Raw genomic sequence first — 19,694 nt, 5'->3', positions numbered from 1 at the left:
GCTGCTGCTCGAAGGTGCGTTGCATCTCCCAGATTCGGAGATGCGCTGTTGCGTACCTGTTTTCTCAGCATCATGCCGCACTCTTCCGGGAAGCTTTCCCGACTGCAAAAAGCTCTGTCACGTCAGGGCATCCAGGTCTCCTACCGAGACAATATCTATCAAATCCATAACGAGCAGGCAGCAGCCACCATTTTGTTGCCCGACAGCCTGCCGCTGGAGCACAAAGCCGTTAGTCAACTGCTGGACTTCGCCTCGGTTGCCGACCCGCAAGGCCATGGCGCGGTCTGCAAAGCCTGTGCCACGCCGGACTTTCACCCCGGCAGCATTGCGCCCGTGGGGGCGGTGGTGGCCACGTCGCCAGACTTCGTGATTCCTGCGGCCATCGGCACGGACATCAACTGCGGCATACGCCTGCTGAGCACGGGCCTGACGCAGGCGCAGGCCGAGCTGCACAAAAGCACCATCGTGCAGCGGCTGACCCGCGTCATCTTGCAGAACGGGCGCGATGTACCCGTGCGCAGCGCAGGCTTCAAGGCGCTGTTTGATGAGGGCCCCCAGGCCTTTATTGAACAGTTGCCTGACGTGGGTCTATGGCAAGGCGTGAACCGCGACCGGCTGCAGGCCGAACTGGCCGAGTGCGTGGGCCTGCAAGGCTTTGCGGGACAGAGTCGTTACGCGCCTGAAGCCCTGTTGCAGGCGCGCGAGCTGCTGCGCCCGCCATCTGCTGCCGACCTGGGAAGCGGTAACCACTTCCTGGAGTTCTGCGTGGTCGATGAAGTCTACGATCGTCATGCCGCCTATTCTGCAGGGCTCAAGAAGGGCGATGTCACGGTGATGATCCACACCGGCTCGCGCGATGTCGGCTTTTATGTCGGTCGCCGCTGGATGGACCTGGCCAGGCAGCAATGGCCGCAAGGTATCAAACACCCTCAGCATGGTCTGTATGGCCTGAGCGGCGCGCTGGCGCAGGACTATCTGCAAGCGATGGGCGTGGCTGCGCGCTATGCGTGGTTCAACCGCATGGCGCTGGCGGAGCTGGTGCGCAAAGAGCTGGCAGGCATTGCTGCGCCCGATGCATCGCGCCTGATTGTGGATGTGCCCCACAACGTGGTGATGACCGAGGGCGAGTTCAATGTGCACCGCAAGGGCTCCACTCCCGCGCATGACGGCCAGTGGGCGTTGATTCCAGGATCGATGGGCGACTACTCCTTCCTCGTCAAAGGTCTGGGCCATGACGACTGGTTGCGGTCCTGCAGCCACGGAGCGGGTCGTCAGGTGCGCAGACAGGACACGCGGCGCATGAAGCAGCCGCTGGTCGAATCCGTCTGGCAGTGCATCACCTTGCGTGAAGAGCGACTGATCGAAGAAGCGCCCAGTGCCTACAAACCCGTAGGGCCGGTGTTGCAGGCGCAGGAAGAGGCGGGGCTGATCCGTGCGAGTGTGCGGTTGAAGCCTTGGTTGACTTTCAAGGCCTGAAGTTGCTGCCAGCGCCTGATGGCCACGTGCTGGTAGCAAGGCTGTTGGACTGTTCGGGCGTTCGAGGAAGATGGAGCGAAATCGATACGTGGCAGGCAATCAGATCAATGCTTCAAACCCGTCACGCCATGGAGATGGCTGTCTCGATTTGCTGCAATTTCACATCTTGCGGCTGCATGGCTTGTGCTTGTATCGCATGCACAGCTCTGGTCGCACCCAGTAATGCCCGGTGCGCCGGCTTATAGTTGCAGCCAACAGTGCAGGTAACGAATTCGTTCATGAGCCAGAGCCAGCGACCGTGTGAGATGCCGCAGGCACCTTTCGATCAATACTCGCTGCTGCAGGTCGCTCAACCCTGTGGCCACATGAGCCAACCATGAACATGACCACCAGCTTTACTCTCGTTCCCGCCGACTTCGTTCGCCTGCAGAAAATGGTTTCGCGGCACTGGCATCAGAAGGCAGGGATGCTTTCCTGGCCGTTCCTCTTGCGGGTTGTTGTGTGGCTCTGCATTGGCCTCGCTGGTGCATCCTACGCGCGACTGATGCGTGAGTTTCCCGAGATCTCCCGCCCACTGGGAGTGGTTGCCTGCCTCCTGGTCGTCGCTTTGATCGCCGTCGTGACGATGCCATACCTGTCACAGGCATCCATGCGCAAGCTCATGCTCCTGCCGGATGGAGCGTTTCTGTCGCCACAAACGGTCACGCTCTCGTCGGACGCCATCAGGGTAGCCTCGGTTCGAGGAGACACGATACTGCCGTGGTCAGGAGTGCTGGCGCTTGCCGAAGATGACGTGAACTACTATCTGTTCATCGACGCTATGCAGGCCCTGGTACTGCCTAGGGCAGCCATTGCCCCCATGGCTGCAGAGTTCGAGCAGTTCACGCGCCGTCTCAGGGCCTCTGCGATTTAAGTCTTTGTTCTTGCAGATGCTTGCGCAGTCATGACGGCAACCCGAGGCACAGGGGCCGGGCTTGCTCGCGTCCAATACCATCTGGCCCTTGTAACGGCCTGCTGCTAATTTCCTGGTGTCTGCTTCTGCTCTTGAAGCGTCAAGGCCTCGCGTCGCTGGATTTCATCCACCAGTGCCTTGAACTGTCGTTTCAGCAACTGGCGCAGCACTGGCTTCCCGACCAGCGGCGGGATGGCGAAAGCCGGGACCAGGCGAGCACTGTAAGCCAAGCGTACCCGGCCGTCGGCTTGAGTTTCCAGGGTATAGCTGCCGTCCATCTGCTTGAGATTGCCGCCTATCGCATGCGCGGCGATGCGCTGCTGCGGCCATTCGGTCACGGCCAGTCTGACCTCGATTGCCTGGCGAAAAAACAGAAACCCCAGACTGCCTTTTTGCTCCAGCAGCACCTGATTGCCATCGCGTTGCAGCACGCGCGAACTTTGCATATCCGGCACAAAGTCGGCCAGATGGTCGTAGTCGGAAATCACGCTCCAGGCCGTAGCCCGCCTGACTTGCATGACGGCCGAGGCGTTCACGGTAATGGCCTCATTGTGCTCGGCAGTCTCTATGCGAAGCTCCTGTGCCGAAACCTGCAAACCGCCGCAGAACAGGGTCAGAGCTGCGCCGCAGGCACCGACAAGCCCCGTTCTCATGACCGGGATTCCTGCTTCAAAGGTGGAGCAGCACGGACTTCAAAGTTCAACTCGAGCCTGTCGCGGACCTGGATTGCACCGCCCAGGATGGACAAAGGCGTGATGCCAAAACTCGATTGATCGATGCTCAGCGAGCCGCTGATATGGAATTCGCTCGGCGTCCTCCTGATTCGGGCCGGTACGCTCAGGCTGCGTGTAACGCCGTGAAGAGTGAGTTCCAGGGCCAGCAATACATCGCCGTCCGCTTCGGGGGAAGCATGTGCCTGGATCAGTGCAAACGGATGGAGCGAGGTTTGCAGGAGCTTGTTCAGCATATTGGCACGGGTCGCTTCAATATCGGCTGCGCTGGGCTGGGTGTCCAGAGCCGCCTGGGCGCGCAGAGCGGGTTCGTCGACCGATAGCCTGTCCAGCGCCACATAGAGATCGGCGCGGCCAAGCCGGGGGGCCACATAGCCTTGCAGTTCATGGCTGGCAATCACATGATCGTGCCCCAGTCTGGCCAGAGCGCCAGCGCGTCGAACGGTGATCGAGACCAGGGAATGCGAGGAATCGATCTGAAGCACCGACTGGCCCCGTGCAGCAGCGTCGGCATAGAAGGCCGCAGGAAAGTCCGCAGGCCTTGCCGTCGGGCCGGGAGGCTGGGCTGGCTCGATGCCTGGTTGCGAGCAGCCCGTGATCAGAGTCAGCAGGACTGCAATCAGCTGTCTGCGCAATGTCATGGCAATTCGCGCAGCTGGATGCGAAATTTCACAGTCACGGCGTCTCCCACGGCATTGCTGCTCTTCCACTCTCCCGTGCCGATATCAAATATTGAGCGATGGGTGACGAATTCGCCTTCCATGCGGCGCTCCTCGGGCTTCCAGCTGAACGGCAGCACAAGCGGTTGCCTGCGGCCTTTTAGCTGCAGGGTGCCGCGTGCCCGGTAGCCGGTTGTGCCGGGGGCATCGAGAATCTCCTTGGCATCAAAGACTGCCTCGGGATAACGGACAAAGTCAAACCAGTCCTTGCCGGCAATGGCCTGGTTGATGTCCGGGTTGGCCATGTCGGCGCTGCTGATGCGAATGCTGACATTCAGCCTGTTGCTGTCTGGCTTTTGAGGGTCGAAGTCAAAACGAACCCGGAAGTCTTTGAACACGCCGGTGACCGGCGTTTGCTCGAAAGTGGCGGTGAATTCCAGTCGGTTGTCGCTACCGGGCTTGAGCTCCCACGAGGTGGCATGAGCTGCAGTGGAGCACAGCGTGGCGAGCAGGGCGGCGAGGCAGCAAACGGTATTGCGCATCTGGATGACCTCCGGCAAACAGCGTTTTGCCGGGTTGGCCGCTGCTCTGAGAGTGATGATGCGTCATTCCCGTGCAAGCTGCATCGATTGCAGGCAGCGAGTTACTGCTTGTTGCTTCAGGCTTTTTTCTCGCGCGGCACCCGGCCCATCAGATAGAACTCGGGATTGGGCTGCATGCCCGCGAAGCTGGCCATTCGGTTGGACAGTCCGAAGAAGGCGGTAATAGCCGCAATGTCCCAGATATCCTCGTCGCCAAAACCGTGAGGGTACAAGGCTTCGTAGTCGGCATCGTCGATTTCGGCGCTGTGCAGACAGACCTTCATGGCAAAGTCCAGTATGGCACGCTCGCGCGGGCTGATGTCGGCCTTGCGGTAGTTGACCGCCACCTGGTCGGCAATCAGCGGCTTTTTCTCATAGATGCGCAAGATGGCGCCATGAGCCACCACGCAATACAGGCACTGATTGGCAGCGCTGGTGGCGGTGACGATCATTTCGCGCTCGCCCTTGCTGAGACTGCCGTCCTCCTTGAGCATCAGCGCATCGTGGTAGGCAAAGAAGGCGCGCCACTCGGCCGGCCGGCGAGCAAAGGCCAGAAAAACATTGGGAATAAAGCCCGACTTTTGCTGTACCTCGGCGATGCGCTGCCTGATGTCTTCAGGCAGGCTGTTCAGATCGGGAAAGGGGTAGCGGCTTTTCATGGTGCCTGTCTCCTTTGGTGTTTTGCTGATATGTGCCAACCATGACAAGCATGGCACGGGTGGGCGCTCCAAAGCTGTCGTTTGCGTTGCAGATGCTGCTATTGCGGCCATTGGGCCTGTCAGGCTTTTCACATCAGATGCTGGCATCCATCAGATTCGAAGTGGCCGGTGTGCCGGTGGCGATCAGCAGCAGGCCCAGGACAAGCAGCACGCAGCCCAGACTGCGATCTACCCAGGGACGTATGGCTTGAACCTTGGGCTGGAGCACCGGAGCCGAGAAGAAACAGGCGACCAGCGCAAACCACAGCACGTGGGCCATGGCGACGAAAAGTCCATAGGCCAACTGGGTGGGCATGGGCACGGCAGGGCCGACGACTTGCATGAACAGGCTGAGGATAAAGAGCGCTGTCTTGGGATTGAGTGCATTGGTCAGAAAGCCCAGGACAAAAAGCGAGCGGCCTGGCACATGGCCTTTGCGTGCAGTGCGCTGGCCTGGTTCGGCGCTGGATCGGGAATCTGGCCGATCGTCATTTGCACGGCTGGCGCCGCGCCAGAGACAAATTCCGAGCCATACCAGATAGGCCGCGCCTGCATATTTGAGCAGATTGAAAAGCCAGGGCAGGCCTTGCAGGACCATGCCCAGTCCCAGCAGGGTGTAGGCCACATGGATCAGAACGCCACAGCCAATGCCCAGCGCCACCCAGAGACCCGCACGGCGCGATTCCATCAGGCTGGTGCGGGTGACCAGGGCGAAGTCGGCGCCGGGGCTGATGACGGCAAGAGAGGTGACAAGAAACACGGTAGGCCAGGCGTTCATGCTATGCGTTTTGTTGAGTTTAAATTGCTGTTTGTTCGATGGCTCTGCTGCAGGAGAATGGCAGGTATCGCTCTACAAGCCTGAACTCTAGGGCGGTCATAGCTTTTTGAATAACGATGATTTCTCAAGAAAATAGTGAATCTAGATCACAGATAGCCATGGCCGGTCCACAGCGCATGCCGTCGCTGGTGGCCTTGCGCTGCTTTGAAGCCGCAGCGCGGCTGGAGAGCTTCAGCCGCGCTGCCGATGAGCTGCATCTGACCCATGGCGCCATCAGCCGTGCGGTGCGCGCGGTGGAGCAGGAGCTGGGGGCGCCGCTGTTTGAGCGTCGCAATCGCCGCGTGTTTCTCAATGCCTCAGGCCGCTTGTTGTTCGATGGCGTGCATGCCGGGCTGGCGCAGATGGCGCGCGCGGCAGAAGCGGTGCGGCAGCAGGTGGCCGACAGGCCTTTGCTGCTGTCCTGCGAGCCCACGCTGCTCATGCGCTGGCTGATTCCGCGCTGGGGCGACTTCCAGGCGCGCCACCCGCAGCACACCGTGCATCTGGTTGCGGGCGGTGGCACCGTGGAATGGGGGCGCGGCATTGACCTGGCCATTCGGCGCAACGACTTTGACTGGGGTCGCAATGTCCAAATGCAGCCCCTATGCGCAGAGCGCATGGGGCCGGTCTGCCATCCGGACAGTCTGGCGCAGTTCTTTGCGTTGCAGTCCGATGGCGGTCTGGCGCTTCGTGGCGATGCAACGCGCTTGCACAGCAAGACGCGTCCCAAGGCCTGGGAGGATTGGTGGAAAACCCGGCCAGATCAGCCTCCCACCCGGATCCGGCAGGCGCAAGCAGCAGGTGATCTGGTGCTTGAGCATTTCTACCTGAGCTTGCAGGCGGCAGCAGCGGGCCTGGGTGTAGCCATGGGCCCGCAACTGCTGGTGAAGGACGATATCGCGGCCGGCCGGCTGGTGGCGCCGCTGGGCTTTGTACCCGATGGCTCGCAATACTGTCTGCTGGCCGTACAGAGTTGGGGGGCGGGCTCGGTGCAGCAGCTTCTGGTCGACTGGATTCAGCAGCAGATGAAGAGCTGAGCGCAGGCCGACGGGGACATAGGATTCCGGTTCCGGGCATGCCCGCTTCTTGCCTGACAATGCGGTCTGTTGAAAAGCAATGGATACGCGATGAGCAACGACGCACAAACCACCGACTGGGCCGCCTGGAGCCGTGAGGCCGTTGAAATGATGCAGGCCCGCAATGCAGAATGGCCGCTGGAATTTGGCTTGCAGGGCAGCCCCAGCTACCGCTGGGATCTGGATCGCGCCCTGCTGGCGCTGGAAGCTCCGCTACATGAAGTGATCGCTACGGTCTGCCTTGTGGGCACCAGCAGCGAGCAGGACGGCAGCTTTGTTTGGAGCTGGGCTAACGAAGCCATTCCCAAGCAGCATGGCGAAGCGCTGGAAGTCGTGCATGAGTTCGGCCGACAGAACCAGCTGGCATTGCTGACCACGGCCCGGATTCTCGGCGGCCGTCCCGAGGCCATGGAGTGCATGTGCATTGCCGCTCGCCTGCAGCGCGCCGTAGGTACCTTTATCGACCAGCAGGGCGATGTAACCCTGTATTTCACCTTGCTGCATCTGCAGGTGGCGGTCGAGCAGCAGCAGCCTGCCAATTGAAAGCCGCTACAGGATTGTTGACAGAATGCGGGCGGGGTCGCCTATAGACTGATACCCTCAAAAATCTGAAAAGATCACCCCATGAAAACGATGTTTGCTTTGGCCGCAGCCATGTTTGTGCTGAGCGGTTGTGCTGTCTATGACAGCCGTGGCGGATACTACGACGATGGCTACAAAAAGCCTCACCCCCACGGCTGCCCACCGGGCCAGGCCAAGAAAGGCAATTGCTGAAAATTGCCCGCTCAAAAACCCGCCAAAGGCGGGTTTTTCTTTGCGGTCTACAGCTCGTCCGGCTTGAGCCAGCCAATGCGGCCCTGACCGTTTTCATTGAGTGCGCTGACAAATTCGGCAGCGTCGGGTTCAGGCATCTGCAGCTTGAAGCTCACCAGACTGCTGTGATTGACCTCCAGCAGTTCGGCACCCGCTGCATCGGCCATGCGCCGCACCAGGCCCTCCAGCGGATAGGGGGCCGTGCATTGCAGGATCTGCATGCGCTGAATGGCGACTTTCTCGGCCTGCAGCAAGGCTTGGGCCACGGCATCGGTATAGGCGCGCACCAGTCCGCCGGCACCGAGCTTGACGCCGCCAAAATAGCGCACCACGGTGGCCAGCACGCCTTCCAGATCCTGGTGGCGCAGCACATCCAGCATGGGGCGACCGGCCGTGCCGCTGGGCTCGCCATCATCCACCGCCGCCGATTGTCCGCCCGCCAGCAAGGCCCAGCAGACATGGGCGGCGCCCGGGTGCTCGCGCCAGAGTGCATCCACCACGGCCTGCGCGCTGGAGCGGTCCGTCATCGGCTGAACGCAGCCGATGAAGCGGCTTTTCTTGATGATCAGTTCACTGGAGACGGGAGCACGAAGAGTCTGAGGCATAGCGGCGGCAGCATAACCGCAAAGTCGGGGCCGAGCAGCGTTGCGGTACATGGGCCGGGTAGCGGCAGTTGTGACCTATCCATGACATGACGACGCGGCTTGTGGGGGTTGCTCGACAGTGTCCTTAAGTCAATTCCTACAATTTCGGCAAGCCTCGAGCCTTAAGCTTTGAGCAAAGGAGGCCGTCATGAACAATCCGCATCCACAGTCCCTGAGCGAACATACTTTTGGCCGCGAGCATTTCACGCCGCCTCCGCTGGCGCAGGAGCTGGCAGAGCCCCAGGCTCTGCAGGCTGCGGCACCCGAAGATGAATGGGAGTTGCTGCAGCGCATACGCAATGTGGGCGAATGGTAGGCCCGGGCGCATTTTCTGTCTCAAGCCAGACCGGCCGCTCCTGAAAGGGAGAGCCGGTTTTTCCTGTCCGCGGCCACGATACAGCGGTGAGAATCGCAGCCATGACTGCTAGCTCTGCGCCGTTTCCCGATTCCTCGCACTGGATGCTGCTGCCGGCTGCCGCGCAGGCAGCGCAACTGCCCGTGGCCCTGGTCGATGTGACGGCCATGATGGAAAGAGTGGGGCGCAGCAGCAGCGATGCCGTGGCCGAGCAGATCCTGCAGCTGCTGGGGCGCCATGTGCCGCTGGCCCAGTGCACGATATTCTCCTTCCAGGGCATGGCCAGGCCGCGCGTGGTGGGCATGGGCGACAGGGCGCGCACGGGGGCGCTGCCCATGATCTCCCAGGATTACAGCGAGCGCTTTTATCCGCTCGATGGTTCGCAGCGCGTGATGCAGGCCGAGCTGGCGCGCCTTGCCAAGGACCCGCATGCCAGGCCGCGCGTCTGGCTGCATCGCCAGGGGCCGCACGATGTTCAGCACCCCGAGTACCGCCATGTCTGTTATGAGCTGCCGCGCATTGCCGAGCGGCTGTCGCTGCTGATGCTGCAGGAAAACGCGCGCTGGCTTTCTGTGAACCTGTATCGGGGCGAGGAGCATGGCTGCTTCGACGCCGCAGCCATTGCCCGGATCGAGGCCTTTGCGCCTCTGGTCATGCAGGCCATGCGTCTGCATTACGCGGGGCAGACGCTGCAGGACGACCTGGTCGGGCTGGTGCTGGCGCGTCTGGCGCGGCGCTTCGAGCAACTGACGCCGCGCGACCTCGACGTGGTGCGGGCACTGGCCCAGGGCCTGGATGCAGATGCGCTGGCGCAGCGCCTGGGCATTACCGTCAGCAGCGCGCGCACCTATGTCAAACGCGTCTGCGCCAAGCTGGGCGTGCAGGGGCAGCGCGAGCTGTTTGCGCTGCTGATGGAGCCCGCTGAAGCTGTCGATGGTCAACTTTGATAGCTGCTTGCGGTTGATCTGTAAAGGCTGGAGGCTGATTCGACTTGAATATCTGTTGCCGGTTGGTATTGTCTCCATCTGGTGACATCGGCCATGAGCTGCTTTTCTACACTGCATCTCAAGCCAGACCGCAAGGGGATGAAAGCGCACCGGTTTGACCACGACAGCGCCCCCAGGAGACAAGAACATGCATCAGCCATTTGCCGAGCCACGCCGCTCCATCTACTACCAGTACCAGGTTCATCAGCCCTGGCTTGCCTCCCGGAATCCGGGCGAGCAAAGCCACCCCATCGTCATCGTGGGCACCGGCCCCGTGGGCCTGACCACGGCGCTGGAGATTGCCCGTCACGGCCAGCGTTGCGTGGTGCTCGAATCCGAATTGCAGGTGTCCGAAGGCAGCCGTGCCATTGTGTTCACGCGGCGCTCCATGGAAATCCTGCAGCAGGTGGGCGTGGCCCAGCGCGTGACGGAGACCGGACTGCCCTGGTGCTACGGCAACAGCATCTACCGCGGTCAGCGCGTGTTTCGCATGGAAAACGCGCGGGCCGAAGACGACCGCTTCTTTCCCATGATCAATCTGCAGCAGCAGTACCTGGAGGAATATCTGGTCGATGCTGTGCAGGCCAACCCGCTGATCGAGCTGCGCTGGGGCAACCGCGTGAACAAGGTCGAGCAAAAGGGCGAGCAGGCTTTGGTGGAGGTGGATACCCCGGAAGGCAGCTACGAGCTGCAGGCCGACTGGCTGGTGGCCTGCGACGGCGCGCGTTCGGGGATTCGCACGGCCATGAATCTATTGATGGAGGGCGCTTCCTACGAGGGCCGCTTCGTAATTGCCGACATCCGCATCGACCTGCCTCTGCCCACCGAACGTCTCGCATTCTTCGATCCCACATGGAACCCGGGCAACACCATCCTCATGCACCGCGAGCCACACGGTATCTGGCGTGTGGACTACCAACTGCCTGCCGGGGAAGATCCCGAGGATGCGCTCAGGCCCGAGTCGCTGAAGGCGCGCATCGATGCGCAGCTGGAGATGATCGGCTTTGGCGGCACGCCTTGGGAGATGGACTGGAGCTCCGTGTACTCGGCCCGCGCGCTGACCCTGCCCAACTACGTGCATGGCCGTGTGATCTTTGCGGGCGATGCAGCCCATATGCTGCCCATCTTCGGCGTGCGCGGCGCCAACACCGGCTTTCAGGATGCTCAGGGCCTGGGCTGGCGTCTGGCACTCGTCGCCAAGGGCGCGGCCAGCGCAGCGCTGCTGCAAAGCTATAGCAGCGAGCGCGTGGGCGCGGCCCGCGAGATTGTGGAAGAGGCCGGCAAGAGCACACGCTTCATGGCGCCGCCAAGCAGGGGTTTCAGGCTGCTGCGCGACGCCGTGCTGTCTCTGTCGCTGAGCCAACCCTTTGTCGGCCCGCTCTATCACTGGCGCACCTCGCGCCCGCATGAGTACGGCAGCTCGCCGCTCAACAGCATGGGGGACGACAACCTGCTGTTCAAGGCCGGTCCCGGCCATGGCGCGCCGCCTCTCAACGTGCGCTTTGCGCCGGACAGCTATTTGCTCGACCATCTGGGCGGCGGCTTCGATCTGCTGTATTTCACGAGCGGCAAGGCGATTCCCGCCGAACTGCAGGCGGTCGCGGCCGGGGTCAGAGCTCGCGGTGTTGCCGTGCGCCTGATCGCCGTGAGCAGCCACGCTTCAGGCATTGTCGAAGGTTCCGATCTGGTACTTGATGACACCGAAGGCCGCTGCCGCGCCCGCTACGGCGTGATGGCCGACGGCGCCGCCTATCTGTTGCGCCCCGATCAGCATGTCTGTGCGCGCTGGATGGCGCTGGACGCCAATCGTCTGCAAGCCGCATTCAAAGCTGCCTTGCCAGCCTGAGGAGAGATTCAAATGACCCAAACCACTCTTGATATCGCCGGTCTGGAGACCGTGTACGACCAGCTGGCTGTCGCCATTGATGCCGTGGGCGCGGAAAAGTCAGAGCTGCTGCTGGTCAAGCTGGCGCTGCTGGCCGCCAATCAGCTCGGTGATGCCCGCCAGTTTGGCGAAATGATTGCGGCGGCCCAGCAAGATCTGTAAGCAAAAGGCTTGTCTGTGGCGGTCAGCCCGACCCGCCCAGGCTCGTTCCTGGCGGGTTTTCAGCGTGCTGACCCTCGGATTTCATAGCGGATAATTATTGCCTATCAATAGTTTGAGATGAATTTTCTACAAGTCGATATGGCTTGATCTCCGACAAGGCCGTGCCATGGAATCGAGGCAGACTGGAGCCATTGCCACTGTAGGAGGATTGGTCCATGAGATTGCGTCCCAGTACCTTGCTGCTATCTGCAGCCCTGAGCCTGAGTGGATTGAGTGCGACTCCGGCCCTGGCCAAGTCGGCTGCCGAATGGCTTGCCTTGACAGGTGCCGTGCAGATCGGCTTGAGTCAGGCTGTCGAAAAAGCCCAGGCCGTTGCTCCCGGAAAAGCGATCGATGTCGAGCTGGAAGAGGGTAAGAAAGGCGCTGCGCCTTATTACTCGGTCACCCTGATCTCGCCCGTGAATGAGGAAATCAAGCTGCGCGTGAATGCCAGCACGGGCGATGCCGCAGTGGAGGAAAACAAGGGCCGGGCCGAGGGCAAGCATGCCAAGCGCCTGGCCGATGCCCGGATCACGCTGGTACAGGCCGTCGATGCAGCTATTGCCGCCTTGCCCGGCAAGCCGCTGGAGGCCCAGCTGGATTCGGACTGGGGCAAGACCAGCTACAAGGTCAAGATGCTGCGCGCCGATCAGACGGTCATGAAGCTCAGGCTTGATCCTGCCACCGGCGCTGTGACGAGGCAGGAAAAGGACTGAGTCGGCGCGCTATCTGGATTCTGGTGCTATGAAGAAGTGAGTGTCTAGCGTTTGCATTTCAATGATTTAAGGTGTGTTATGCACTGAATTTCAATGAAGGCAAGCGCTGGATGCTATGAAGTTCAGAGTTCAACCCTGTTTCTGCAAGACCTTGCTCGTGCAAGGCTGAGGGCGGAAAAGTACACTGACGGGTTGTTTCTCCGAATAGGCCATGAGGCCATATAAAGCCCATCCACATGAACGCCCCGGTTGATGTTTCCTTTTTCCACCGCGATGCCAAGCCGCTGACCAGCTACAAGCCGTACTGGGCCAAGCGCTTCGGCCCGGCGCCGTTCCTGCCCATGAGCCGTGCGGAGATGGATCAGCTCGGCTGGGACAGCTGCGACATCATTCTGGTCACGGGCGATGCCTATGTGGATCACCCCAGCTTCGGCATGGCGGTCATCGGCCGCGTGCTGGAGGCGCAAGGCTTTCGCGTGGGCATCATCGCCCAACCCGACTGGACCAGCGCCGAGGCCTTCAAGGCCCTGGGCAAGCCCAATCTGTTCTGGGGCGTGACGGCCGGCAACATGGACTCGATGATCAACCGTTACACGGCTGATCGCAAGATTCGCAGCGACGATGCCTATACCCCCGGCGATGTGGCCGGCAAGCGCCCCGATCGCGCGGCCATCGTCTACTGCCAGCGCTGCCGCGAGGCCTACAAGGACGTGCCCATCGTGCTGGGCGGCATCGAGGGCTCGCTGCGTCGCATTGCCCACTACGACTACTGGAGCGACAAGGTGCGCCGCTCCATCGTGGTGGACAGCAAGTGCGACATCCTGCTCTACGGCAATGCAGAACGCGCCCTGGTCGAAGTGGCACACCGCATCGCGGCGCGCGAGCCGGTGGAGCAGATCACCGATGTGCGCGGCACTTCGTTCTTCCGCCGCGCTTCGGAGGAGGGCTGGTTCGAGGTCGATTCCACCACGGTGGACGAGCCCGGCGAGGTCGAGCCCCATATCAACCCCTATATGACGACCAGCGAGCAGGCCGAGGCCCAGGGCCAGAGCTGCTCCAAGGAAGATGCCGCGAAATCGGAAGCGGACGGCCCCAATGACGGCGCATCGGTAGCCAGGGTCCAGCCCATCCAGTTCGTGCCCAACCTCTCGCTGCGCAGCAAGTCCAAGTTGCCTCCGCGCGAGCGCACGGTGCTGCGCCTGCCCAGCTACGAAGAGGTCAAGAGCGATCAGATTCTCTATGCCCACGCCAATCGCGTGCTGCACCTGGAAACCAACCCCGGTAACGCCCGTGCGCTGGTACAGGCTCACGGCGAGGGGACCACGGCCCGCGATGTGTGGATGAATCCGCCGCCCATTCCTCTCACAACGGCCGAAATGGACTGGGTCTTCGGCCTGCCGTACGCGCGCAGCCCGCATCCCGCCTATGCCGACGAAAGTGGCAGCCATGAGGGCTCCACCAAGATTCCGGCCTGGGAGATGATTCGCACCTCGGTGAACATCATGCGCGGCTGTTTCGGCGGCTGCACCTTCTGCTCCATCACCGAGCACGAGGGCCGCATCATCCAGAGCCGTTCCGAAGACTCCATCATCCAGGAGCTCGAGGAGATCCGCGACAAGGTCAAGGGCTTTACCGGCACCATCTCCGACCTGGGCGGGCCCACGGCCAATATGTACCGCCTGGGCTGCAAGAGCCCGCAGATCGAGGCGGCCTGCCGCAAGCCCAGCTGTGTCTTCCCCGGCATCTGCCAGAACCTGCACACCGACCACGGCCCGCTGATCAAGATCTATCGCCGCGCGCGCAAGCTGCCCGGCATCAAGAAGATTCTGATCGGCTCCGGCCTGCGCTACGACCTGGCGGTGAAGTCGCCCGAGTACGTCAAGGAGCTGGTTCAGCACCATGTGGGCGGCTATCTCAAGATCGCCCCCGAGCACACCGAGCAAGGTCCGCTGACCAAGATGATGAAGCCGGGCATCGGCAGCTATGACAAGTTCAAGCAGCTGTTCGAGAAGTTCAGCGAAGAGGCCGGCAAGAAGCAGTTTCTGATTCCCTATTTCATCGCCGCCCACCCGGGCACCAGCGATGAGGACATGATGAATCTGGCCATCTGGCTCAAGAAGAACGGCTTCCGTGCCGATCAGGTGCAGACCTTCTACCCGAGCCCCATGGCCACGGCCACCGCCATGTACCACAGCGGTCGCAACACGCTGACCAAGGTGCGCCGCCAGATGCGCGACGAGGCCGAGGAACGCGTGGACATCGTGCGCGGTGAAAAGCGCCGCCGTCTGCACAAGGCTTTCCTGCGCTATCACGACCCGAACAACTGGCCGCTGCTGCGCGAGGCGCTCAAGACCATGGGGCGCGCCGATCTGATCGGCAACGGCAAGCAGCACCTGATCCCGACCTTCCAGCCCCTGGTCGACGGCAGCTATCAGAGTGCACGAAAGAAGAACAGCACCTCGTCCAAGGCGGGTGGCGGAATTGGTTACACCACCAACAAGGACGGCAAGGCCGTGGCCGTGCGACGCCGCAGCGAAGAGACGAGCCTGGAGCCCAAGGGCGATGTGCGCTTCCGCAGCAGCCAGCCTCAACCGGGCAAGCTGCTGACCCAGCATACCGGCCTGCCGCCGCGCGCGGGTGTGACTGGCAAGGCCAAGCCCGGTTTCAAAACTGCGGCAAGGCCCGCCAAGCCAGCGGGCCAGGGTTCGCGCAAGCCGCGCTGATGGCAGCAGCCTGACTGCCGCCGACAAGAAAACGACGCTTGAGGCGTCGTTTTCTTGTAGTGGCGTGCGCTGCTGTCAGCCCATGGCCAGAGCCCCGCACCACTGGGGCAGCTGGTTTTCCTGCGTGGGGGCAAAGTATTCGCTGGTCATGGGTTTGGGGCGGGCGATGGCGTAGCCCTGCACATAATCCACGCCCATGGTCATAAGTTCCTCGGCAATCTCGCGGCTCTCGACAAACTCGGCAATGGTCTTTTTGCCCAGTGTCTGGCCGATGCGATTGATCATCTCCACCATGGCGTGGTCTCCCTTGTCCTTGAGCATGTCACGCACAAAGCCGCCGTCGATCTTGAGATAGTCGACGGGCAACTGCTTCAGATAGGTCAGCGACGACATGCCGACGCCGAAGTCGTCCAGGGCAAAACGGCAACCCAGGGCGCGCAGCGACTGAATCAGCCGTGTGGCATTGCTGAGGTTGCCAATGGCGCTGGTTTCGGTGATTTCGAAACATAGCTTTTGGGGTGCAATTGCGTGTTGCTGCAACTGCTCCTTCACAAATTCCAGCAGGCCGTCGTCATCCAGGCTGGGACCGGAGAGGTTGATGGCGCAGGTTTCCACCAGCTTGGCGTGTCCGGGCTGCTGCGCCAGTGTCTGCAGGGCCCTGGTGATCACCCAGCGGTCAAGCGATGGCATCAGGCCGTAGCGCTCGGCGGCGGGTATGAAATGTCCGGGGGCCAGGATCTGGCCGTTTTCATCGCGCAGGCGCAGCAGGACTTCGAAGTGCATGCCGCTGTGGCGGCGGTGCTTGCGGGCCTGCAGCGGTGCAATGCTCTGGGCATAGAGGCAGAAGCGGTCTTCGTCCAGTGCGGTACGAATGCGTGTGGCCCATTCCATCTCGCTGACATAGCGGCTGTAGATTCCGTCCTCGGCTTTGTAGAAAAAGACCTTGTTGCGCCCGCGCTCCTTGGCCTGATAGCAGGCCATATCGACCATGCGCAGCAGATCGGAGGCATTGACCGCATCACCGGGAACATGCACGGCACCGATCGAAAAGCCGGTGCGCAATATCTTCTCTCCCCAGGTGGTTTGCAATTGCTGGGCTGCCAGGCGCAGCTTCTCGGCAATGCTCGCGACGTTGGAAGGAGGGCAGTTCTCCAGCAGCACGGCAAACTCGTCGCCGCCCATGCGCGCTAGGCAATCGGTTTCGCGCAGATTGGCCTGCAACATGCGAGAGACTTCACACAGCACCTCATCACCGGCGGCATGGCCGCTGGTTTCGTTGATGAGCTTGAACTGGTCCAGGTCGATGTAGAGAAGAGCGTAGGGCTTGACCTGGTGCAGACCCTGGGTCAGCATTTTTTGCAGCCGCCGCTCGAATTCCCCGCGATTTTCCAGCCCCGTCAGCGTGTCATGGCGTGCATTCCAGGAAATTTGGTCCATGTACTGCTGCTCGCGTGACACATCGCGCAGCACGAAGACTGCCCCCGATGCCTGAGCATCGCGCTGCATGGCGGAGCCCAGCACCTTGACCGGCACGATGCTGTGGTCGGTGCGGCGAACCCAGTGCGTTTGCTCGTCGCGCACGACGGTGGTCTCCTTGGTGTCATTGACAAGCTGTGCGAGCAGGCCTTCGCTGGTGATGGAGGCGTCCATGGTGTAGAACTGCAACACCTGCTTGATGGGCCTGTCCAGATAGCTTTGCTTTTGCAGACCCAGCAGGCCTATGGCAGCGGGGTTGACATAGTTGACCATGCCCTTGGCATTGGTGGTGATGACCGCATCGCTGAGCGCTGCCAGCGTGGTCTCCGCGCGCTCTTTTTCGCTGTTGAGGCCGTCTTGAACCTGCTCTCGCAGCAGGATCAGGCGCCAGGTATTCCAGACCCACAGGCTCACCAGGCCAATGGCCAGGGCGCCGTTGAGGGCGAGCAGCAGCCAGACGATATTGCGCGAGCTTTGGCCCAGAGAGTCGCTGAAGACCCTGGTCAGGGCTGTCACGCCCTGGTTGATCAGGTCGATCTCGCGCTTCCAGGTGGCAATGTTTTCGCGGCTGATGTTGCCGACTTCGTATCCATGTCGGATTTCCTGGGCCAGTGTATCGAGCTGATTCAGGTACTCGTCACCCATCTTCCAGTACGCGACGGGCTCCTGCACCCAGCTGAAATAGCGGAATGTGCGCAGCAGCCAGATGAGGGAGCTGACATCATCGGGGTGGTTCTGGCCTTGCTCTATGCCTTTGCGCGCCAAGTCCAGGCGCAGAGGCTTGTCGTAGAGGGCAATACGTGCCTCGGCATCGCCACGCGGCACCTGCAAGGCCCGCTGATAATGGGCGAAGTCGATCGGGTTGCCTTCATCCGCGTAGCGGGAAAGCGAGTAAATCGCATCTTTCTGGGCCTTGGACCAGAGACTTTCTCCGTTGACAAAAGCTCGCACGGCGGAGAGCAGGTAAAGGCTGCAGCTGGCGCTGAGCATCAGGATCAGTGCCAGGAGCGCAAAAGCCCAGACGCGCTGCAGCAATTGTTGAGACTTCAGTGTGGGGCTCAAAGATGCCTTCATGACGCCTCATCCAGTAAATTGACTGTAAATGCATGAGTCAGGGCATCGACAAGGCAGACTGGTATGAAACAGCCAGAAGGCAATGTGCCTGCTGACGATCAGAACGCCGTCACGATGCCCGCTCTCATGGCTTGACCTTTCACGGTATTGCGTAGGAGGTATGTCAGATCACACGCAATTTGTATTCATTGGTAATTTTTGGCCTGTAGAAGTGAGCCTGGCGTCGGACAACTTCCTCTGTACCCCCAAGACAGAGCGGTGTTTTCTGTGAGAAAGTGGGTAACCAATCTGGCCGATTCAGAGCAGGTCTATGCAGTGCACCTGCGGCTGCTCCAGCACGCCGGCCCTGCGGTCGGCAAAGAAGCGTTCCAGGGTGAGCTTGACGGTGCGAAACGCGATTTCTTCCCAGGGGATGTCTGCCTCGGCGAACAACTGGGCCTCCATGGTCTCGGGCCCGGGGTAGAACTGCGTACTTCTGAGGCGGGCCAGATAGAAGAGATGGACCTGTCCTACCTGGGGCACGTTGATGAGACTGAACAGCCTGCCCAGCTCGATGTCGGCTCCGGCTTCCTCGTCGGTTTCGCGCTGGGCTCCGCGGCTGGTGGTTTCGGCCAGCTCCATGAAGCCTGCAGGCAGCGTCCATTTGCCGCGGCGCGGCTCGATGTTGCGCTTGCACAGCAGCACGCGCCCGTCGTCCATCACGGGCAGGGTGCCAACCACATTGAGCGGGTTTTCATAGTGAATGGTGTGGCAGGCCGGGCAAACGGCACGCTCGCGCGTATCCCCATCGTCAGGAACGCGGTAGGTGACTGCGGTGCCGCAATTGCGGCAGAACTTGATGGGGCTGCGAAAAATCATTCCGCAACTATAAGCAAATCAGGCCGCTAGCGCAGGTACAACATGTGCAAACAGCTATGAAAAAGGGAGTCACACCTTGCGGTGCGACTCCCGGAGTACCTGGTCGGCGCAAACTGCCTGTGCGCCAGGGATTCTTAAGCGATCTGGATCTTGATGGATTCAAGTCCGGTGACTGCGCCTTCCAGCACATCGCCCTTGACCACGGCGGCCACGCCCTCGGGGGTGCCGGTCATGATCAGGTCGCCGGGCTGCAGCTCCCAGGCGCTGGAGAGATGCTCAATGGTTTCGGCGATATTCCAGATCAGCTTGTGGATGTGGCTGCGCTGGCGATAGTCACCATTGACCTGCAGCGAAATCTCGGCGTTGACGATGTCTCCCGCCCGATCGGCTGGCGTGATGGGGCCTATGGGCGCGGATTGCTCGAAAGCCTTGCCGATACACCAGGGGCGGCCTTGCTTCTTCATGTCGTTTTGTAGGTCGCGACGTGTCATGTCCAGACCCACGGCATAGCCGTAGATGTACTGCAGTGCATCGGCTGCCTTGATGTGCTTGCCGGCCTTGCCGATGGCAACGACCAGTTCGATCTCATGGTGCAGATTCTGGGTCAGCGTGGGATAGGCCACGGTGGTCGTGCCGCCGACTTCCACTGCCACGGTCGCGTCCGCAGGCTTCATGAAGAAGAACGGCGGCTCGCGGCCGGTAAAGCCCATTTCCTTGGCGTGATCCTCATAGTTGCGGCCCACGCAGTAGATGCGGTGAATGGGAAAGCGCTCGCCGCGGCCCACAACAGGCAGGCTGGCAACGGCAGGGGGATTGAACACGTAACTCATGAAGTCCTCGGCAAGAACACGCGCTGAAATCAGCAATGGTTGATGTGGCAAGCAGTGTGCCACGATGCAGGCCTGGAGACGGCGTGGCATATGACGGCTTTTACGTATTCCGGCCCTAGGGAAAATGCCAGTCCGTGCGGCTC

21 protein-coding genes are annotated in these 19,694 nt (G+C 61.3%); 11 read left to right on the top strand and 10 right to left on the bottom strand.

Going from position 1 to position 19,694, the window contains the following annotated elements:
- Positions 1–72 precede the first annotated feature (72 nt).
- A complete protein-coding gene (locus tag AAIL67_RS19720; protein WP_343484638.1) occupies positions 73–1,476 on the top strand; it encodes an RtcB family protein in 1,404 nt (467 codons plus the stop codon).
- A 121-nt stretch (positions 1,477–1,597) separates the two neighbouring features.
- Here the strand turns inward: AAIL67_RS19720 and AAIL67_RS19715 are convergent, their stop codons facing one another.
- Positions 1,598–1,756 carry a hypothetical protein gene (locus tag AAIL67_RS19715; RefSeq protein ID WP_343484637.1) on the bottom strand — a complete coding sequence of 53 codons (159 nt, stop codon included), beginning with the start codon at positions 1,754–1,756 and terminating at the stop codon, positions 1,598–1,600.
- Positions 1,757–1,852: 96 nt separating this feature from the next.
- On the opposite strand from AAIL67_RS19715, the gene AAIL67_RS19710 reads away from it, so the two are divergent.
- On the top strand, positions 1,853–2,389 hold the full coding sequence (locus tag AAIL67_RS19710; RefSeq protein ID WP_343484636.1) for a YcxB family protein: 537 nt from the start codon (positions 1,853–1,855) through the stop codon (positions 2,387–2,389).
- 104 nt (positions 2,390–2,493) lie between these two features.
- Here the strand turns inward: AAIL67_RS19710 and AAIL67_RS19705 are convergent, their stop codons facing one another.
- The 5 genes from AAIL67_RS19705 to AAIL67_RS19685 form a co-directional block, all read right to left on the bottom strand.
- Complete coding sequence (locus tag AAIL67_RS19705; protein ID WP_034355499.1) at positions 2,494–3,081, bottom strand: SRPBCC family protein; 588 nt, start codon at positions 3,079–3,081, stop codon at positions 2,494–2,496.
- Entirely contained in the window at positions 3,078–3,800 is a 723-nt protein-coding gene (locus AAIL67_RS19700) for a YceI family protein (RefSeq protein WP_343484635.1), read from the bottom strand. Before AAIL67_RS19700 ends, AAIL67_RS19705 begins: the two co-directional genes overlap by 4 nt.
- Positions 3,797–4,360, bottom strand: a complete 564-nt coding sequence (locus AAIL67_RS19695) for a YceI family protein (protein ID WP_343484634.1) — start codon at positions 4,358–4,360, stop codon at positions 3,797–3,799. Before AAIL67_RS19695 ends, AAIL67_RS19700 begins: the two co-directional genes overlap by 4 nt.
- A gap of 116 nt (positions 4,361–4,476) precedes the next feature.
- A complete protein-coding gene (locus tag AAIL67_RS19690) occupies positions 4,477–5,058 on the bottom strand; it encodes a peroxidase-related enzyme (protein WP_343484633.1) in 582 nt (193 codons plus the stop codon).
- A gap of 133 nt (positions 5,059–5,191) precedes the next feature.
- Positions 5,192–5,875 (bottom strand): LysE family transporter, encoded by a 684-nt coding sequence (locus AAIL67_RS19685; RefSeq protein ID WP_343484632.1) that lies wholly within the window; start codon positions 5,873–5,875, stop codon positions 5,192–5,194.
- Positions 5,876–5,991: 116 nt separating this feature from the next.
- On the opposite strand from AAIL67_RS19685, the gene AAIL67_RS19680 reads away from it, so the two are divergent.
- The 3 genes from AAIL67_RS19680 (at position 5,992) to AAIL67_RS19670 (ending at position 7,764) form a co-directional block, all read left to right on the top strand.
- Positions 5,992–6,951, top strand: coding sequence for a LysR substrate-binding domain-containing protein (locus AAIL67_RS19680; RefSeq protein ID WP_343484631.1), 960 nt, complete (start codon positions 5,992–5,994; stop codon positions 6,949–6,951).
- Between the two features lie 90 nt (positions 6,952–7,041).
- Positions 7,042–7,533: a DUF6882 domain-containing protein gene (locus AAIL67_RS19675; protein WP_343484630.1), complete on the top strand. Its 492-nt coding sequence runs from the start codon at positions 7,042–7,044 to the stop codon at positions 7,531–7,533.
- An 81-nt stretch (positions 7,534–7,614) separates the two neighbouring features.
- Positions 7,615–7,764: a hypothetical protein gene (locus AAIL67_RS19670; protein WP_003064948.1), complete on the top strand. Its 150-nt coding sequence runs from the start codon at positions 7,615–7,617 to the stop codon at positions 7,762–7,764.
- Positions 7,765–7,811: 47 nt separating this feature from the next.
- Here AAIL67_RS19670 and AAIL67_RS19665 read toward each other — a convergent pair whose 3' ends face one another.
- Positions 7,812–8,408 carry a YigZ family protein gene (locus AAIL67_RS19665; RefSeq protein WP_343484629.1) on the bottom strand — a complete coding sequence of 199 codons (597 nt, stop codon included), beginning with the start codon at positions 8,406–8,408 and terminating at the stop codon, positions 7,812–7,814.
- Positions 8,409–8,595: 187 nt separating this feature from the next.
- On the opposite strand from AAIL67_RS19665, the gene AAIL67_RS19660 reads away from it, so the two are divergent.
- From AAIL67_RS19660 to AAIL67_RS19635, 6 genes are all read left to right on the top strand, one after another.
- Positions 8,596–8,763 (top strand): hypothetical protein, encoded by a 168-nt coding sequence (locus AAIL67_RS19660; protein WP_003064951.1) that lies wholly within the window; start codon positions 8,596–8,598, stop codon positions 8,761–8,763.
- Between the two features lie 101 nt (positions 8,764–8,864).
- A complete protein-coding gene (locus tag AAIL67_RS19655; RefSeq protein ID WP_343484628.1) occupies positions 8,865–9,749 on the top strand; it encodes a helix-turn-helix transcriptional regulator in 885 nt (294 codons plus the stop codon).
- A 187-nt stretch (positions 9,750–9,936) separates the two neighbouring features.
- Entirely contained in the window at positions 9,937–11,634 is a 1,698-nt protein-coding gene (locus AAIL67_RS19650) for an FAD-dependent monooxygenase (RefSeq protein WP_343484627.1), read from the top strand.
- Between the two features lie 12 nt (positions 11,635–11,646).
- Positions 11,647–11,835 (top strand): DUF2783 domain-containing protein, encoded by a 189-nt coding sequence (locus AAIL67_RS19645; RefSeq protein ID WP_034355478.1) that lies wholly within the window; start codon positions 11,647–11,649, stop codon positions 11,833–11,835.
- 215 nt (positions 11,836–12,050) lie between these two features.
- On the top strand, positions 12,051–12,590 hold the full coding sequence (locus AAIL67_RS19640) for a PepSY domain-containing protein (RefSeq protein WP_343484626.1): 540 nt from the start codon (positions 12,051–12,053) through the stop codon (positions 12,588–12,590).
- 236 nt (positions 12,591–12,826) lie between these two features.
- Positions 12,827–15,313 carry a YgiQ family radical SAM protein gene (locus AAIL67_RS19635; protein WP_343484625.1) on the top strand — a complete coding sequence of 829 codons (2,487 nt, stop codon included), beginning with the start codon at positions 12,827–12,829 and terminating at the stop codon, positions 15,311–15,313.
- Positions 15,314–15,388: 75 nt separating this feature from the next.
- Here the strand turns inward: AAIL67_RS19635 and AAIL67_RS19630 are convergent, their stop codons facing one another.
- From AAIL67_RS19630 to AAIL67_RS19620, 3 genes are all read right to left on the bottom strand, one after another.
- Positions 15,389–17,863, bottom strand: coding sequence for an EAL domain-containing protein (locus tag AAIL67_RS19630; RefSeq protein ID WP_343484624.1), 2,475 nt, complete (start codon positions 17,861–17,863; stop codon positions 15,389–15,391).
- 297 nt (positions 17,864–18,160) lie between these two features.
- On the bottom strand, positions 18,161–18,721 hold the full coding sequence (locus AAIL67_RS19625; protein ID WP_003064965.1) for an NUDIX hydrolase: 561 nt from the start codon (positions 18,719–18,721) through the stop codon (positions 18,161–18,163).
- Positions 18,722–18,855: 134 nt separating this feature from the next.
- Entirely contained in the window at positions 18,856–19,551 is a 696-nt protein-coding gene (locus tag AAIL67_RS19620) for a fumarylacetoacetate hydrolase family protein (RefSeq protein ID WP_063661391.1), read from the bottom strand.
- Positions 19,552–19,694 lie beyond the last annotated feature (143 nt).

The sequence above is a fragment of the Comamonas sp. A7-5 genome (genome assembly GCF_039581385.1).
GTDB classification, from domain to species: Bacteria; Pseudomonadota; Gammaproteobacteria; order Burkholderiales; family Burkholderiaceae_C; genus Comamonas; species Comamonas thiooxydans.
Note: the sequence above shows the minus strand (reverse complement) of the source record. Positions and strands in the feature narration are given on the sequence as shown.